Annotated in this window: 18 protein-coding genes; all 18 read right to left on the reverse strand. The window is 38.2% G+C overall.

Features of this window, described 5'->3' with window-relative positions:
- Nucleotides 1–22: 22 nt before the first annotated feature.
- Entirely contained in the window at nt 23–739 is a 717-nt protein-coding gene (ric, locus tag LIV57_RS09945; RefSeq protein ID WP_042721882.1) for an iron-sulfur cluster repair di-iron protein, read from the reverse strand.
- Nucleotides 740–803: 64 nt separating this feature from the next.
- Entirely contained in the window at nt 804–1,244 is a 441-nt protein-coding gene (locus LIV57_RS09950) for a c-type cytochrome (protein ID WP_120231266.1), read from the reverse strand.
- Nucleotides 1,245–1,262: 18 nt separating this feature from the next.
- Nucleotides 1,263–1,826: an SCO family protein gene (locus tag LIV57_RS09955; RefSeq protein WP_042721880.1), complete on the reverse strand. Its 564-nt coding sequence runs from the start codon at nt 1,824–1,826 to the stop codon at nt 1,263–1,265.
- 16 nt (nt 1,827–1,842) lie between these two features.
- The gene (locus LIV57_RS09960) at nt 1,843–2,664 is read right to left on the reverse strand and encodes a formylglycine-generating enzyme family protein (protein WP_123277908.1); all 822 of its coding nucleotides are present in this window, start codon (nt 2,662–2,664) and stop codon (nt 1,843–1,845) included.
- Nucleotides 2,665–2,734: 70 nt separating this feature from the next.
- Nucleotides 2,735–3,769 (reverse strand): copper-containing nitrite reductase, encoded by a 1,035-nt coding sequence (gene nirK, locus LIV57_RS09965; protein WP_042721878.1) that lies wholly within the window; start codon nt 3,767–3,769, stop codon nt 2,735–2,737.
- Nucleotides 3,770–3,891: 122 nt separating this feature from the next.
- The gene (locus LIV57_RS09970) at nt 3,892–4,323 is read right to left on the reverse strand and encodes an RrF2 family transcriptional regulator (protein WP_227942456.1); all 432 of its coding nucleotides are present in this window, start codon (nt 4,321–4,323) and stop codon (nt 3,892–3,894) included.
- A 79-nt stretch (nt 4,324–4,402) separates the two neighbouring features.
- Nucleotides 4,403–5,359 (reverse strand): DUF438 domain-containing protein, encoded by a 957-nt coding sequence (locus LIV57_RS09975; RefSeq protein WP_120231268.1) that lies wholly within the window; start codon nt 5,357–5,359, stop codon nt 4,403–4,405.
- Between the two features lie 115 nt (nt 5,360–5,474).
- Nucleotides 5,475–6,380: a bifunctional molybdenum cofactor biosynthesis protein MoaC/MoaB gene (gene moaCB / locus LIV57_RS09980; protein WP_123277909.1), complete on the reverse strand. Its 906-nt coding sequence runs from the start codon at nt 6,378–6,380 to the stop codon at nt 5,475–5,477.
- 3 nt (nt 6,381–6,383) lie between these two features.
- A complete protein-coding gene (locus tag LIV57_RS09985; RefSeq protein WP_120231270.1) occupies nt 6,384–6,824 on the reverse strand; it encodes a molybdenum cofactor biosynthesis protein MoaE in 441 nt (146 codons plus the stop codon).
- A complete protein-coding gene (locus LIV57_RS09990) occupies nt 6,811–7,905 on the reverse strand; it encodes a ThiF family adenylyltransferase (RefSeq protein WP_120231271.1) in 1,095 nt (364 codons plus the stop codon). Before LIV57_RS09990 ends, LIV57_RS09985 begins: the two co-directional genes overlap by 14 nt.
- A gap of 14 nt (nt 7,906–7,919) precedes the next feature.
- The gene (locus LIV57_RS09995) at nt 7,920–8,153 is read right to left on the reverse strand and encodes a MoaD/ThiS family protein (RefSeq protein WP_042721872.1); all 234 of its coding nucleotides are present in this window, start codon (nt 8,151–8,153) and stop codon (nt 7,920–7,922) included.
- Nucleotides 8,143–8,733: a molybdenum cofactor guanylyltransferase gene (locus LIV57_RS10000; RefSeq protein WP_120231272.1), complete on the reverse strand. Its 591-nt coding sequence runs from the start codon at nt 8,731–8,733 to the stop codon at nt 8,143–8,145. The genes LIV57_RS09995 and LIV57_RS10000 overlap by 11 nt, the downstream gene beginning before the upstream one ends.
- A 12-nt stretch (nt 8,734–8,745) precedes the next feature.
- A complete protein-coding gene (glp, locus tag LIV57_RS10005; protein WP_227942457.1) occupies nt 8,746–9,942 on the reverse strand; it encodes a gephyrin-like molybdotransferase Glp in 1,197 nt (398 codons plus the stop codon).
- Between the two features lie 15 nt (nt 9,943–9,957).
- Complete coding sequence (locus tag LIV57_RS10010) at nt 9,958–10,560, reverse strand: molybdopterin-dependent oxidoreductase (RefSeq protein WP_227942458.1); 603 nt, start codon at nt 10,558–10,560, stop codon at nt 9,958–9,960.
- 82 nt (nt 10,561–10,642) lie between these two features.
- A complete protein-coding gene (gene moaA / locus LIV57_RS10015; RefSeq protein WP_227942459.1) occupies nt 10,643–11,641 on the reverse strand; it encodes a GTP 3',8-cyclase MoaA in 999 nt (332 codons plus the stop codon).
- Nucleotides 11,625–11,906 carry a DUF6755 family protein gene (locus tag LIV57_RS10020; protein ID WP_120231273.1) on the reverse strand — a complete coding sequence of 94 codons (282 nt, stop codon included), beginning with the start codon at nt 11,904–11,906 and terminating at the stop codon, nt 11,625–11,627. Before LIV57_RS10020 ends, moaA begins: the two co-directional genes overlap by 17 nt.
- Nucleotides 11,907–11,929: 23 nt before the next feature.
- Nucleotides 11,930–12,451, reverse strand: coding sequence for a ubiquinol-cytochrome c reductase iron-sulfur subunit (locus tag LIV57_RS10025; RefSeq protein ID WP_042721863.1), 522 nt, complete (start codon nt 12,449–12,451; stop codon nt 11,930–11,932).
- 10 nt (nt 12,452–12,461) lie between these two features.
- Nucleotides 12,462–13,037 carry a 4Fe-4S dicluster domain-containing protein gene (locus LIV57_RS10030; protein ID WP_042721862.1) on the reverse strand — a complete coding sequence of 192 codons (576 nt, stop codon included), beginning with the start codon at nt 13,035–13,037 and terminating at the stop codon, nt 12,462–12,464.
- Between the last annotated feature and the right edge of the window lie 5 nt (nt 13,038–13,042).

Genomic DNA, 13,042 nt, shown 5'->3' on the forward strand with positions numbered 1-13,042 from the left:
ACTCAATTTTTAATGTTGTACTTTACTGAAATTCTTTTTCCAGTTTAATTGCTTTCGGGAAAAGGATGTTATTTTCCAGATGAATGTGCTTGTGAAGATCATTTTCAAAATCCTGAAGCATTGAGAAAGTTACTCTATATGTGTTGCAGGCATCAGCCGGAGGAGTGTATTCATCAGTAAGTTCTGCAATCTTTCTCAGTCTTTCCCCTTCTACGGTGTGTTCATGCTTCATCATGTTCACCGGATTTTCCACTGTTCCGAATGGCGGCTGTGGAATTGCACTTCCGTCAATCTGTGCTTTAACCATGTTTTTAATGAATGGGAAAAGCATAAGTTCTTCTTTCTTCATGTGTGCTCCCAGATCCTGTGCAGAAGCATCAAACAGCTCTCTGATCTCAAACAGTTCGGGATGACTTCCACCATGTACCTTACAAAGCTTGTCTAAAAATGCCTGAAGAACAGGTGTTTTCTCTTCCACGTAGCGGTGATGTGTCTTCTCTACATAATCTGCGAGTAAATCTAATGGCCAACTGTTGAAATCAATAGAATTGTCATCTCTTTTTGAAAGGTTTTCTATTTCTTCGTAGATGGGTTCTGTATCGATCTTTCTGTTTTCGCAGGCTTCTTCGATGGTTCTGCCTCCTTTGCAGCAGAAATCGATTCCGTACTTTTTGAATATTGCAGCAGTTCTAAAATCTTCCGCCACTATTTCGCCTATAAAATCTGTCTTTATATTCATAATTTAATACTTTTTTATCTTTTATTGTTTTAAAATTTTTTGTTTTTTTTAAGGATTTATATTCTTATGATTTTTTTAATGAAAGAATATATTTTACCATTTTCTGTGCATTTTCTTTACTCATTCCGGCATGTGGTGTCATAGGAATATCTCCCCAAACGCCTTTACCTCCGTCAATGATTTTCTGTGCAAGCTGATCAATATCTGCTTCTGTATATTTAGCAGCCACTTCCTGATAAGCAGGACCTACTAACTTTGAGTCTAGCTTATGACAACCAAGGCAGTCTGTACCTTCCACCAATGATTTTCCTTCTGCAATTTCAGCTTCAGGACCGCTTGCTGCAGCTGTGGATGTAATCTCTGAAGAGTCTGCCGGTTTAGGTTCATCAAGCATTATATTGGATTCTGTAGCGTTTGTTGTATCTGTTGCTACTGTTTCTTTTTTGTCTGAACAAGCGGTGATGCTAAGTGATAACAGTAATGCTGCTAATAATAATTTTTTCATTGTTAAATACTTTTCGGATTATAATTCTAATTGTTTTTTGATTTCTTTTACAAGGGCTTCATTATCATTTCCTAAGCCCTCTTTCTGGAAAGCGAGTATTCCTTCTTTAGAATAGACACTGATGATATTGGAGTGAGAAAATTCTATCGGTGAAATTTCTTTATACTTCACAGCCATGATATTAGCCAATTCCCTTGTTTCTGCTTCTGTACTTCGGATGAAAGTCCATTCATCATCCTTAAATTTATTGATTTCCATATAGGCTTTCATAACTTCCGGCGTGTCTGTTTCAGGATCGATAGAGATCAAAACATATTGGATGTCATCACTGTCTACTTTTCCTACCATTTTAGAAATGTTTCTCATTTCATCAGCCAGTCTGGGGCAAGCCGTTTTGCATGAGGTAAAGATCATGGTGGTAACAATTACTTTTCCCTGGAAGTCGGAGAAGGTTATTTTACTTCCGTCCTGTTTTTCCCATTCAGAAGCCAGATTGTATATGGAATCAGGTTTCAAAGGTTCGTTTTTTTTGCTGCAGGAGAATAAAACCAGTGCCAACAAAAAATATAATAGACTTTTCATTTTATTTAAACTTTAATTAATCTTTCGCACATCTAAATCCAAGGTTGTTGAGACAGTAATCGGCTTTCAAGCTTCCTCTGAGTGCATACCGGACAAATGCCGCATAATTTCTGAGATCCGCTGATGTAACTGCCGCGCCTGCACAGAATAGAGATTCATTGGTGGTATTATCTTTTCTGGATTCCCCGCTCATCATCACCGAATTGAAATCATAGGTCCATTCCCACACCATTCCGTACATATCATAAACACCGTAATAATTAGGTTGTGAATGCTTTACAGGCTGTTTGCTTTTATCTTTTTTCTGATAGGATTTCAATATAAATTCTGTAAACTCCGGCTTTTGGGAAGCATCTTTGGAATCTCTGTCCGCAAGTGCTACATATTCCCATTCATCTATTGTCGGAAGTCTTTTCCCTACACTTTCGGCATACGCTTTTGCGGCATACCAGGAAACATTGGTGACAGGCGTTTCCGGACCTAAGTTTTCAGGAATTTCAAAATCGCTCTTCCAGTTTTTCAGATAGGTTGTATCTGCATATAGTCTTAGGATCTTACTTTTGGCCCATTGGGGATTTTTCTTCAGGAATTCGAGATATTCTCCATTGGTAACAGGACTTTCGTCAAGATAAAATGTTTTAACTTTTACGATTCTCCCTGAATCTTTACCAATAAAGGCTTTATACGTTCCCCCATCTATTTTTACCATTTTTTTTGAGCTGGAGACTTTGTTCGGATGGTGTTGAACGTGGGGCTTCGTATCAGAAACATCGCGGTGACCGGAACAGGAAACCTGACTGATAACAATTATAAAAAATATTACTAATACACCTTTCATGATTTCCCTTTTTATAATCCCCAATGAGACCTAAGTAATAACACCCTTTCAACTATATATTTACTTTAATTTAATTTTTCTTATAAATGGCCGGATTTTCAGGACCCGTCACTTTTATTTTTCCCAAAGCTCCTTTATTGAATGCTCTGAAAATGGCATGGTCTACGATCACATATTCTCCCGGAACGGTTGCTTTAAATTCTACGATTGTAGCTCCTCCCGGTGGAATCAAAGTAGTTTGTACATCTTCATTGATCTTGCTTCCTCCTTCTATGTATACTTTGTCAAAGATCTCACCGATAACGTGGAAAGAAGAGGTAAGGTTGGGTCCTCCGTTTCCTACATAAAAACGAACTGTTTCTCCAACTTTAGCCTGAAGTTCCCCTTTACCTAGCAAAGCACCTGTATGTCCGTTGAACACTACATATTCAGGATGTTCTGCAATGGCTTTGTCCATATCAAATTCCTGTAATCCTTTATCCCCGAATTTTCCTTTGGTGTAGAAATCTCCTTGCATGATGTAAAACTCCTTGTCTACTTTCGGTAAACCTCCTTCCGGTTCGATAAGGATCAAACCGTACATTCCGTTGGCGATATGCATTCCTACAGGTGCTGTTGCACAATGATAGACATACAGTCCGGGATTCAAGGCTTTAAAATTGAATACTTTCTCTGTTCCTGGTGCTACAAATGTGGCTTCTGCTCCTCCTCCGGGACCGTTCACGGCATGAAGGTCTATGTTATGAGGAAAATTGCTGTTTTCATTGTTTTTAAGGTGAAGCTCGATCTCATCTCCTACTCTTGCGCGGATAAAACTACCGGGAACTGTTCCGTTGAATGTCCAGAAGTTATATTGCGTTCCATCTGCCAATTCACCGACTTTTTCAATAATTTCCAGTCTTACAATGACTTTTTTGGCAGCTCTCTCTCCTACAGGAGCAGGTACATAAGGCGGAGCAACCAGTTTTTGTTCTTCTGATGAACCGTCAGTAGCTATTTTTTCGGCATCCGCTGTTTTATCTGTGGCAGCGGATGGATTTTGTTTGCATGAATTCATACTGATGAACGCAGACAAAACGGCAGTGATGAAGATGGATTTTTTCATTTTGATTGGTTTACGTTTTTTGGCTTAAAATAATTTTATTCAATTTAACAAGATATAAATACCTTTTAGTGTTTTATTTGTCACTGCTTAAAACTCGATTTTAATTGATTCTGATAAATATTTTATTTTTTTAAAAAAGTCAGTTTCAAATCTAAGTTCTTGACAAACATTCTGATCTTGGAGTTTTCCAGCATATCTCTTATTTCTTTACGGATATGTTTGAAATCATTATGGATAGGACAAGGATGATCTTCCGAGCATTCTCTGAGTCCTAAACCACAACCTGAAAAAAGTTTGTCTCCGTCTATCTCTCTTACAATATCTGCTATAGATTGCTCGAGGTTATTTTCATCCATATAAAAACCACCGTTGGGTCCTTTTGCAGATTGTACAAAACCTTTTCTGCTGAGTTCCTGTAGTATTTTGGCAATGAAATACTCCGGGGAATCTATTCCTGATGAAATATCTTTGATCCCTACTCTGCTTCCGTCCTTGGTCTTCTGCGCGATGAAGATCAGTGCACGAATGGCGTATTCACAGGTTTTAGAAAACATTTGTTATTTTTATATTACAAAGATATATATTCGAATTTATATAAAAGAGTTTTTGGTATTTTATTTTTCATGATAATCATCACTCCCATTCCAAAAGTCTTCTTTCTCCCTCGATCTTTTTGATCTCCGAAATATCCTGAGACATTTCGATAACCCCTCGATAGTTCTTCTGTGCGTCTCTTACGGCAAAATATCGTACATAGATTAACTTGTCACGATAATTGAACCAGAACGATGCTTCATTTTGCTCTCCTTTTCTGAAAGCTTCCAATATTTTCAGAACGGTATCCACACTTTTCGGAGGATGGCAAAAACGCACTTCTCTTCCGATAATTCCTGCACTTCTCGGGAAAACACGAATGTCTCCACGGTTATAGAAAATCACTCTGTCGTTTTCATCCACATAGGTAAGATCCAGCGGCAATGTTCTGAATAAAAGATTCACCTGTTCCACTGTCATATATCCTTCATCAAAGTGTGATGCATTTTCATCAAAACTTACATCGGTTCTTATGGTTTTATCTTCGGAAGGATGTACATACTGCTCTTCTTCCGGATATTTTGCGGGTGGCTGACTCAGCATCCAGCCGATTTCATCTTCGCCTTCTCTCATTTTTATCCATTCTTCATCGGTAAGGATCTCCATTGCATTCGGGAAGAGAACCATTTTTTCCACCTGCATCAGATTTCTTAAGTTCTGACCCGCATATTCTATGTTTTGTTTTGCGGAATCCAGATCTTTTTCTTCAATATTTTTTCTGATGATCCTGAAAATATCCCGGATCGTATCATGGAAAGACCACATATTTCTGGAAGGTCCGGTCCACCTTTTTTGCTCCAGAAAAGGAAACAGTTGATTTTCTTTTCGCTCAAATCTCCTCTCAACGGTTGACAAGTGGTTGAAAAGGTTATAAAATTTCTGAAATTCTTCCTTCGGATCTGTTTGAAGCAATTCTTCCAGTAATGTATCGATCAGCTCCTCTTCCACCAGATAAGTGTGAACGGGATGTCCTGCTTTTAATTGATTTTTATCCATTTTAGTTTTAATAGAATATTAATACCTTTTTGTCTTTTATAGAACAAAGGTAAGATTTCAACTTCAATTAAAAGAGTTTTTTATCTTTTAATATACTGATTTTTATCAGCAATCTTTAATGCTTTCCGCCGTTCAGTATTTTATAGATGTGCAGAATCCCCGGGAATATAGAATCCATCGACTCTTCGGCTCCTTTTGTTGAGCCTGGAAGTGCGATCACCAGAGTATCACCGATCATCCCGGCAAGACTTCTCGATAACATCGAATAAGGAGTTCTTTGCTGACCATAATTTCTGATCGCTTCGGCAACTCCGGGAATTTCTCTGTCCAACAACGGACGAACAGCTTCGGGAGTGACATCTCGTTTCGAAAGCCCGGTTCCGCCTGTAATCATTACCAACGAGATTCCGTCTTCTGCATACAGCCTGATCTTGCTCTGGATCTCAGCAATTTCATCAGGAATAACCACATAATCATTAATGTTTACCTTATTTTTCTCAAGGGATGAAATAATGGCTTTTCCTGCTTTATCTTCTTTTTTACCTTCAAAAATACTGTCCGAACACACAATTACAGATGCTGTGATCCCTTCGCCGGAATCTTTGATATCGGATTTTCCGCCTTTTTTCTCAAGCAGCCTGATGTTTTTGATCTCAATGTTTTTATCGATCGGTTTCAGCATATCATACATGGTAAGGGCAACGATTGAAGCGGAATGCATCGCCTCCACTTCTACCCCGGTTTTATAGATCGTATGAATTTCTGAAGTGATATGAATATCCAAATCCATGATCTCAAACTGAATAGAGGTATATTCTATAGGAAGCGGATGACAGTCCGGAATAACATCACTCGTTTTTTTGGCTGCGAATAAACCTGCTGTTTTGGACATTTCAAAAACATTTCCTTTCGGAACTTTTTGATTCACAATAGCATCGATCGTCTCCTGTGAACTGACGCTGACAACGGCTTCTGCAATAGCTTTCCTGAGTGTATTTGTTTTATGTGTGATATTAACCATACTTTATTGTTTATTTTCTTTCCAGGAGTGAGATTTATCCTCCAAAATTTCTTTCCCCCACAACGGAACTTCCTTTTTGATCCTGTCCACCATTTCGTCACATGCATTGATGGCTTCCTTACGATGTGGAGCTGAAGTAAACACAAAAAGACAGATCTCCCCCACTTTGATGTTTCCCAATGAATGATAGATGTGAGCGCAGGTAAGTCCGTATTTGGTTATGATCTCTTCACGGATTTCATGGGCTTTTTCCAATGCCATCTCCTGATAAGCTGTGAATTCTATAGATTCAACTTTCTTATCGTTGATTTTGTCTTCCCGAACCTGACCCAGGAATATGCTATGACCACCAATACTTGTTTTTACCGTGTGTTTAGCAATACTTTCGGCAACGAATGCAGGATCAATAGGACCTTCTATAAATATATTCTTAATTTTTTTCATGATAAACTGATTTTGCTCCGGTCGGGAAATGCCTGATCTCTTTTTCCGGAAAATAAGTTTTTGTGATCTCCACCGCTTTTTTGCTTCGGATTCCTGAGGCGCAAATGAAACAGATGTTTTGATAGGATTTTAATGATTGTAAATGTTGTTCAAGTGATGCCAATGGAATTTCCAGAGCGTTTAAAGCTTTCAATCTCGGTTGTTCTTCAGTTTCTCTTACATCAATAAGAACACTGTTTTTCTGATTCAGAAATTCTTCTAAAGCTGAATGCGAGCTGATGTCATCACCTTTATGGATATTACAGAATACATCATAATTGAAATTTTTGAATTCCTCTATGGTTTTCGGTCCTGATCTTTCTTTATTTTCAGTAAAAGTCATTTTCAGCGACTGGTAATTTTTGGTATTAAAGATCAGTAACTCATGTACCAAAACCTCATCTGAGCCGATCAGCAATTTGATGACTTCATTAGCCTGAAAAGTACCAATAACGGATGAATGGGACGGCAAAACTCCTGCTTCATTACAGTTCGGAACTTCATTAGGATTTGGCGGTATCGGAAAAAGATCCCGGTATTGTGTCACCGAATTTACTTTTTCAACATTGAAAACCGCCACTTGACCTTCATATCTGAAGATAGAAGCATACACCAAAGGTTTTTTCAAAAGAAAACAGGCATCATTCAATAAGTATCTTGTCATAAAATTATCGGTACAATCTACGATCACATCAAAATTATGGATCAATGAAAGAACATTTTGTGTGGTGACCAGCTCCTGAAAAGCGACTATTTCGGTTTCAGAATTCATGGTATTCAAATGTTCGAGGGCTGCAACGACTTTTGGAGTTCCCACATCTTGCTCGTCATATAAAAACTGACGGTGAAGATTGTGCAGATCTACTTTATCAGAATCTGCTATTCCTATCACTCCGACTCCTGAAGAGACCAAAATCTGGAGAACAGGGCATCCCAATCCGCCTGCTCCAACCACTAAAACTGATGAACGGGCAAGCTTTTCCTGTGCTTCAACGCCAAAATTCGGAAGTATAATCTGTCTGCTATATCTGTTTATATTCATGGTAATGTATTTTTTTAACCTCCTGAGTAGGGAGGTAATAATGCAATTTCTGCTTCACCTGAAATCAAGTGCTGGTTTTCTGCTTTCACTCCATTCACAACGACTAAAAAAGTGGTTTTCCCCAATTCAGGAAATTTTTCGAACAATTGCGATCTGAGTTCAGCAACACTGGCTGTATTGTGCAATGGAAGATCGTATTCTTCTACTTTAAAGATGTCTGTGAGTTTGCCAAATATTTTAAGTTTCATCTGTCCTGATTTTAAGTAATTCTAATTTATTTATCATACGTTCTGCCTCCCAAAAGCTTTCCGGTGTATTGATATTCAAAAACTGTGGTCTAAAGGATTCATCATACTGAATATAATGAGCATCTTGCTGTTCCAGAAATCGGGTCATTCTCAGGCGGTCATTCTTAATTGAATTTGCTAAAACATCAAGAACCACATAAGGATAAATGCCTAAAACCGGATATACTTTACCTTCACATTCCGCGATACTGATCTTATTTTCTGCTCTTCTTTGAAGAATATCTTTCATCAATTCCGTAGAAACAAAAGGCATATCGCAGCTACATACGAAAATATCTTCCTGACAGTGCTCTAAAGCAGACCGAATTCCTTCCATAGGACCTTTTTGCTCATATCGATCTTTAATCACATTCATTGGAACAGGATCACCTGAACGGTTTCCGGAAATAAAAACCTCATCGAATACTTTCGCCAAATTATCCACAACATGTTGTATCATCGTTTTTCCACTCATCTTCATGAGGGCTTTATCCTGTCCCATTCGGGAACTTTTACCACCCGCTAAAACAACTGCTTTCATTTCTGATCATTTTCAAATCCTCCAGATCTTTATTTTTTCACCAGGATTTATTTCGGTTATATTTTCAGGAAATTCAACCAGACAGTTTGCCTGTGCCACAGAATTCATTTTGTATGATTCCTGACCATTGAGGATGTGCACTTTTCCCTGGGAATACCAAGCTTTTAAAAACTGTGTCTGCTCACTGCTTCTTTTCATTACGAAAGATTCTGAAACCGCCACATCCTGACTTTCATTAAGGTTCTTTCTTCCGAAACATCCCAATACAAACGGTTTTACATACTGATGGTAACAGGAAAATACAGATGCTGGATTTCCCGGTAACGCAAAAACAAATTTTTCGTTAAATTTCCCGAAGAATAAAGGTTTTCCTGGCTTTTGTCTTACTTTATAAAACAATTCCGTAACACCCAGTTTTTCCAGAGCAGGTTTTACATAATCATAATCTCCCACGGAAATTCCGCCTGTAATCAGTACAATATCTGCATTTTCAAAGGCTTCTTTAATCGCAGAAAAAGTTGTTTCTTGTCTGTCTTCGGCATGTTTTATGAAGGAAAATTGATGATTGATCTCCGCTAAAGCAGCCTGTAAAGTGTATGTATTGGAATTGTAAATTTCTCCATCGGATAAAGTTTTCCCAACTTCCACCAGTTCATTGCCGGTAAAAACAAGACCGATCTTTAACCGTTTATAAACCTTAACTTTTTCTATTCCAAATCCTGCCAGAAATCCGATCACTGAATGATTGATAAATGTGTTCTTTTCCACAATCACAGTTCCTTTCTCGGTTTGTGAAGCTTTGAGACGGATATGGTCCCCTTTTTTAATTTCATCTGTATTACATTGGATATAATCTCCGTTGCGGACTACTTTTTCCTGCATCACCACAGTATCTATACTTTCCGGAACCTTTGCCCCAGTAAAGATCCGTACAGCTTCTCCTTTACCTAAAATAGGGTCATTTGTTGAAATTCCTGCAGGAATTGTATTGGTAACTTTTAATTTGGTAGAATCTTTCAAATCATCAAAACGAAATCCATACCCATCCATCGCAGAATTATCGAAAGACGGCACATCTAAGGTCGCCATGATAGGTTCTGCCGTATAAAAACCCAAAGCTTCCAACAGAGGCAATATCATATTCTCTGTCGGGAAAATATGGTTCTCTATGATTTCTCTGGCTTCAGAAACACTTATGTATTGATTCATTCTGATCATGCCTTGCTATTGCACTCTTGTTACTTCTATGCTTTTCAGCCATTTTACGTGACGAGGACCCGTTTTGGTATCAGACAGACTCACGAGGATCATTTCGCCTTTTTCTTTCAGGGGGTTTCCGTTCTGTTCAAATACTACATACACTTTATCTCCAGTAGGGTTATTGAACAATTCTGCCCATGAAAAGGTAGCTTTGTAATCATCTGAAGCTCTTGCAACAATGTAGAAATTCCTGTCTGTGTGATCCTTCTGTGCAATTTTTGCCTTTTCCACAATTTCTGTAAGCAGAACACCTTTAGTAGATTCTATATGACTTTTGGATATCCCCGACTGACAGACAATATCAAAATCTTTAATTTCCTTTACATTCATTTTTTTCAAAGAATCTACAGTGAGTGTCAAGGGCTTAACGACATCTCCCATTACGGTTATCTCTTTGTTTACATAGATCCAGTCATCATCATCGTGCTTATGATTTTCTTTTTCCGAAATGTTTTCTGAAATATGAGCCATACTTTGCACTTCAGGTTTTGCTGCTTCAGGTTTACTGCATTGCAACATTGGGTAGGTCATCGCTACCACCCAAATGAATTTTAAAAATTTTCTCACGGTTTGATTTATTAGTTTTTAAAATGATTACAGTTTTTTAGTTATTATTAATTTTTGTTTTTATTTTTTTCCAAATATAAAACTACCCGCCGATTTTTATCATACTCCGATTAACAATTGATTGATTTTTTACACTTCCCATTTCAGAAAACTGTCCACCTTTCTCTTTATGCTTTCTGGTGATGCCTAATTGAATCAGTTCCAGAAGGTCTTCTTCGTTTCTGAAAGCCTTCAGCAAATCAAATTCATCCGCTCCGAAAAGACAGTTTTTCATTTTCCCATCTGAAGTGATCCTGATTCGGTTACAGCCAGCACAGAAAGCATTGCTCATGGTAGAGATCAGTCCGAAAACTCCTTTGCTTTCTTCACTAATCCGATATTTTCTGGATGTATCATTTTTCTGATCCGTTATTTTTTCAAACGTAAAGTGCTGTGAAACCAAATCAAGCATTTCCGCGACCGGAATCACTTTTGCTTTTTCCCAAGAATTTCCGGTGAATGGCATAAATTCTATAAACCTCAACTCTATCGGATAATGATGGGATAAGGCAATGAATTCCGGGATCTCATCATCATTGAAACCCCGCATTACCACCATATTCAGTTTTACATTAAACCCTCTTCTGATGCTTTCTTTGATATTGTCCCAAACGGGTTGAAACAGGTCTCTTTTGGTAATGTATTTAAACTTTTCGCGATCCAGAGAATCAATACTGATATTGAGATTTTTAACGTTACATTCTTCCAGCGCATCAAAATACTTATGAAGCAAAACCCCATTGGTTGTAACTCCTGTATTGACATTTAACTTGGAAATCTGTCGGATGATATTTTCAAAATCATGTCTTACCAAAGGTTCTCCCCCTGTGATTCTGATCTTGTTAATCCCATAATGATGAACAAAAACCCTTGCAATTTCGAAAATTTCGCGGCTGCTCATCAGTTCTACGGATGATGTACTTTTGAACGGTTCATCGGGCATACAGTATAGACATCTGAAATTACAGTTGTCCGTAATGGAAAGCCTCAAGTAATCGTGTTTTCTGCCAAAAGAATCAAGCAAATCAATAGGCATTGTCATTCTCCTCTTCTGATTTTTTAATCTGTCCTGTAGGAATATCCGGTACATATCTCAAAAAGAAAAGTGTACACAGAAATATAACCACTGATCCAATTGCCGAATAGGCTGCAAAGTCCAGGTTTTCTTTATCCAAAGCCTTGTTGATCGTTCCAAACAAAAGCCACATTTGCAGACTTACCAGCAGAATATAGACGCTGATAATGGCAACAAGCATTTCATTGATTCTGAATGTTACTTTTTTAATAGGTTTCTTTCGTACTGACATCTCGGTAATTTTTTGTGTTGAACTTATCCGTGGCTTTCTTCGGTTTCTTTTTCAAAATCCGTCACATATATTTTATCCTCTTTGATCACGACCTTTAACTGCGGAAGCGGTCTCGGTGGCGGTCCCTGAATAACAGATCCGTCATCCGGATTGAAAAACCCGTGGTGACAAGGGCATTCGATCAGCTGTTCATTATGATTGTATAGCACAGAACATGACAAATGGGTACATTTTTGTTCAAAAACTTTCCATGTATCTTCTGCGAGACGGATAAGCATATAGGGATTACGATGATCTTCATTGATATAGAACGTTCTCATTCCTCCCACCTGTAGATCGGTCGTTAATCCTATAAAATAGGGTTTTATTTCTTTCTCTTTTCTGAAAAAATTAAACAATGGAACGGCTACATTGGCAAATGCCAAAGTGCCTGAGAAAAAAGTGATCAGTTTGATGAATTCTTTTCTGGAAACATATGCTGCCTCACGTTTTTTAATAGGAAAATCGGCTTTCCAGGCGGGGATTTTTTTATGATTTTCTGACATGTTAGTATGATTAAAAAACTTTTAATTCTTCGCTGCCTTTCGGCATCATTATATTTACTTTTGTATTTACGACTTCTTTCCCGAAAATAAAGCGGTTCACAGGTGTGCTGTTCGGTCTTTTCTTCGCTACATTCTCTCTGGTATCAAAGGTTAAGGCCCCACTGGGACAAACTGTTGCACACATAGGTTTAAGACCCGTACTGGTCCTGTCGTAGCACATATTGCACTTCATCATTAGCATCGCACTTTGATCCGGAATCTGCGGAACTCCGAACGGACAACCAATAACACAATTCGCACATCCGATACATTTTGATGTATCTGCGGTATGCACAATACCATATTCATCTTTTGTAATAGCATCTGCGGGACATACATTCGCACAAATGGGATCTTCACAATGCATACACACCTGCACGGTGGTCTGAACAGTTTCTGCCCTGTCTACATAATGAATATGAATCATCGAGGTTTCTCCGTTAGTCTCACATTCTGCACAAGCCATCTCACACGAGTGACAGCCGATGCAGCGCTGCATATCAACGAAGAATTCCATATCATTAAATTTTTCAAACTGTTCCGCCATAATCT

This window comes from Chryseobacterium sp. X308 (assembly GCF_020733145.1).
In the GTDB taxonomy this organism is placed as follows: Bacteria; Bacteroidota; Bacteroidia; order Flavobacteriales; family Weeksellaceae; genus Chryseobacterium; species Chryseobacterium cupriresistens.

Excerpts from the sequence above, each read along its gene's own strand:
- ric (WP_042721882.1), bottom strand. The coding sequence starts at position 739 with ATGAATATAAAGACAGATTTTATAGGCGAAATAGTGGCGGAAGATTTT.
- LIV57_RS09950 (WP_120231266.1), bottom strand. The coding sequence starts at position 1,244 with ATGAAAAAATTATTATTAGCAGCATTACTGTTATCACTTAGCATCACC.
- LIV57_RS09955 (WP_042721880.1), bottom strand. The coding sequence starts at position 1,826 with ATGAAAAGTCTATTATATTTTTTGTTGGCACTGGTTTTATTCTCCTGC.
- LIV57_RS09960 (WP_123277908.1), bottom strand. The coding sequence starts at position 2,664 with ATGAAAGGTGTATTAGTAATATTTTTTATAATTGTTATCAGTCAGGTT.
- nirK (WP_042721878.1), bottom strand. The coding sequence starts at position 3,769 with ATGAAAAAATCCATCTTCATCACTGCCGTTTTGTCTGCGTTCATCAGT.
- LIV57_RS09970 (WP_227942456.1), bottom strand. The coding sequence starts at position 4,323 with ATGTTTTCTAAAACCTGTGAATACGCCATTCGTGCACTGATCTTCATC.
- LIV57_RS09975 (WP_120231268.1), bottom strand. The coding sequence starts at position 5,359 with ATGGATAAAAATCAATTAAAAGCAGGACATCCCGTTCACACTTATCTG.
- moaCB (WP_123277909.1), bottom strand. The coding sequence starts at position 6,380 with ATGGTTAATATCACACATAAAACAAATACACTCAGGAAAGCTATTGCA.
- LIV57_RS09985 (WP_120231270.1), bottom strand. The coding sequence starts at position 6,824 with ATGAAAAAAATTAAGAATATATTTATAGAAGGTCCTATTGATCCTGCA.
- LIV57_RS09990 (WP_120231271.1), bottom strand. The coding sequence starts at position 7,905 with ATGAATATAAACAGATATAGCAGACAGATTATACTTCCGAATTTTGGC.
- LIV57_RS09995 (WP_042721872.1), bottom strand. The coding sequence starts at position 8,153 with ATGAAACTTAAAATATTTGGCAAACTCACAGACATCTTTAAAGTAGAA.
- LIV57_RS10000 (WP_120231272.1), bottom strand. The coding sequence starts at position 8,733 with ATGAAAGCAGTTGTTTTAGCGGGTGGTAAAAGTTCCCGAATGGGACAG.
- glp (WP_227942457.1), bottom strand. The coding sequence starts at position 9,942 with ATGAATCAATACATAAGTGTTTCTGAAGCCAGAGAAATCATAGAGAAC.
- moaA (WP_227942459.1), bottom strand. The coding sequence starts at position 11,641 with ATGACAATGCCTATTGATTTGCTTGATTCTTTTGGCAGAAAACACGAT.
- LIV57_RS10020 (WP_120231273.1), bottom strand. The coding sequence starts at position 11,906 with ATGTCAGTACGAAAGAAACCTATTAAAAAAGTAACATTCAGAATCAAT.
- LIV57_RS10025 (WP_042721863.1), bottom strand. The coding sequence starts at position 12,451 with ATGTCAGAAAATCATAAAAAAATCCCCGCCTGGAAAGCCGATTTTCCT.
- LIV57_RS10030 (WP_042721862.1), bottom strand. The coding sequence starts at position 13,037 with ATGGCGGAACAGTTTGAAAAATTTAATGATATGGAATTCTTCGTTGAT.